The 2,554-nt window shown below is 30.2% G+C and carries 2 protein-coding genes and 2 pseudogenes; all 4 read left to right on the plus strand.

Translation table 11 applies throughout. The features are described 5' to 3' along the window. A pseudogene (locus tag AC1DJR_RS26080) lies at positions 1 to 173 on the plus strand (1,4-dihydroxy-2-naphthoate polyprenyltransferase); the annotation flags it as partial. A 268-nt stretch (positions 174 to 441) separates the two neighbouring features. Next, the gene (locus AC1DJR_RS26085) at positions 442 to 768 is read left to right on the plus strand and encodes a hypothetical protein (RefSeq protein WP_429688466.1); all 327 of its coding nucleotides are present in this window, start codon (positions 442 to 444) and stop codon (positions 766 to 768) included. A gap of 312 nt (positions 769 to 1,080) precedes the next feature. Beyond that, the gene (locus tag AC1DJR_RS26090; RefSeq protein ID WP_429688467.1) at positions 1,081 to 1,767 is read left to right on the plus strand and encodes a response regulator transcription factor; all 687 of its coding nucleotides are present in this window, start codon (positions 1,081 to 1,083) and stop codon (positions 1,765 to 1,767) included. Beyond that, positions 1,764 to 2,554: pseudogene (locus tag AC1DJR_RS26095) on the plus strand (two-component sensor histidine kinase); the annotation flags it as partial. The gene AC1DJR_RS26090 and the pseudogene AC1DJR_RS26095, both read left to right, overlap by 4 nt.

The raw sequence follows: 2,554 nt of genomic DNA on the forward strand, positions 1-2,554 counted from the left end.
GGGCATTAGTTATGTTCCTAGGGTTGAAAAAGCCAATCTCTGCTATTCAAAGCTTCCAAAAGGGAGCAAAGGATCCCGGGTATATGCGCATCGCAATGAAATCAACAGCGATGACAAATACGATTTTTGGCTTCTTATTATCAGCAGGACTATTAATTAGTTATCTGTTTTAAATAAAAACCCCAGTTTCTCAATTTTAATATAGAGAAATTAGGGTTTTTATTTTTGTATTTCTTTAATAATGATCAACCTCTTTTATAAATCTACATTATTTAATAGGTTAATTGAGATAAAGATCAGGATAGTTAGAGGAATGATTTTTATATTTGTCTAAGTTATAGAGATTTTCAATAAATAAATAGTAAAATACAATATTTATTTATTGAAATACGATAAATGTTATGTTAATCTTTAAAAAAAGATAGACAAGGATGAAGAAGAATGAAAAAAATATTTTTAGTTGGACTTTCTACCATAACTTTAATTATTATTGGTTTTGTCTCTTACATTACATTAACAACGAAAGATCCATTAAGTGACAAAGAATTTCCAAAAACTCAAGAAAAAGCAAAGGCAACTGCTATTGAATACTTTCAAAAAGAAAAACAGTTAGATGTTGTTATAACTAAAATTGGAGTAGTGGGAGAAATAGGATATAAAGTTTGGATCGAAGGGCATGAGCTGAATAATGAACAACAAAAAATTGATGCAATTATAGATGTTGCAAAAGAAGATAAATATAAAGTAATAAGTTCTAATATCAATTAAATATCAAGTATTACGTATAATTGATATTACCTTATAATTCTACCTTTAATATGAAAAAACGCTATCCTGTTTGTAGAAATATACAGAAAGGATGGCGTTTTTGTATGRATCTTTCGATTCAAGATGAGTTTCATTATTTGCTGAAGAATTACAGTTATCTCTGCATTTTATCTTTATATCAGCATACTATTATCTTGATATAACTATGTTGCATTTAGTAGTGACAGAAATAGTGAAAGATTTCTAATTGGTTAAMATATAAAATGAACTATTTCTTCATAAAAATAAAATTAATCGTGGGGAAGATGAAATATGCAAAGAACAATTTTAATTGTAGAAGATGAAGATATTTTACGTGAAATAATGAAGGATTACCTACTAAACGAAGGATATAACGTCTTAGAGGCGATTGATGGGAAAGAAGCATTATCTATATTTGAAGAACATGAGGTGCATTTAATAATTTTAGACATTATGTTACCAGAATTAGATGGTTGGGCGGTTTGCCGGCGAATTCGTAAGAAATCTAATGTACCTATTATTATGCTAACGGCTCGGGTGGATGAGGATGATACTTTACTGGGATTTGAACTGGGAGCAGATGATTATGTTACAAAACCATATAGTCCGCCTATTTTATTGGCAAGGGCAAAACGATTAATTAAAAGCCGATATTCTTCCACTGTTAATGTATCTACTGCAGAAACATTAACTAGTAGTGGTATCCATGTACATTTCCCTTCTCGTACAGTAACTGTAGATGGGGAAGACATAAGTATGACACATACAGAATTTGAAATMTTAACGTATTTCATGCAAAATCAAGGGATTGTAATTTCGAGAGAACAACTAATCACTAAAATTTGGGGTTATGAATTCGCTGGGGATGATCGTACTGTTAATAGTCATATCCGTAATTTGCGTCATAAATTAGGACAAAAAGCGACTTGTATTGTAACTGTTGTGCGAGCTGGTTATAAATTTGAGGGACAGGTATGAAAAAAGGAATTGTATTAAAGTTATTTATATTAACTACGGCATTATGCACACTTATTTTAGTGACTATTTTTATTGGACAAACCATATTTTTTAAGCAATATTATTCGAATCGAAAAGTTAATGATATTAAAACGAATATTCAATCCTTTGAAAAGGCATATATAAAAGCTGGAGATGACGCGAAAAGGATTCAAGAATTGGAACAAAATTTCTACCAAGATAATGCGACATGGATTACAACGTTAGATAGTGTAGGGAATATAAAATATGCAAGTGATTTTTCTTTAGAAATTCAGTTAGATCCTAACCAAAATAAGACCTTTTCTGAACGTTTAATTCAGATACCGTTGTATAGTTTTGTTAATTTAGAAGATATACAAAGGATAAAAGATAGTTTAGAACAGGGGAATCATATTATTATCGATGGAGTGCAGGAAGGTGATGCAGTAGTCCCTGCGATGTTAACAATAAAAGAGAAGAATGTTGGTTTRGAGAACAAGCARYTRTCAGARAKGTTATATGGMCMAAAARWCGCATCTTCAAAAGGGAATTCACAGTTATATTTAGCAGGAAGTATTAAGAACGTGCAGTTACCAGAGGGTACTGTAGGAACTAACTCTATTTATGGAAATCGTGTGTTAATAGATAGAATAAAACAATTTCAGGTTGATTTAATATTAAATCAAAAACTAAATAATATTACTTCTACAGAAATAGTGGATTATGAAGAAAATGATATTAAATATAAACTATTAATCAAACCAACAATAGATGCAGAGGGTAAGGT

The sequence above is a fragment of the Bacillus sp. 05T31 genome, from assembly GCF_056396725.1.

Excerpts from the sequence above, each read along its gene's own strand:
- AC1DJR_RS26085 (WP_429688466.1), top strand. The coding sequence starts at position 442 with ATGAAAAAAATATTTTTAGTTGGACTTTCTACCATAACTTTAATTATT.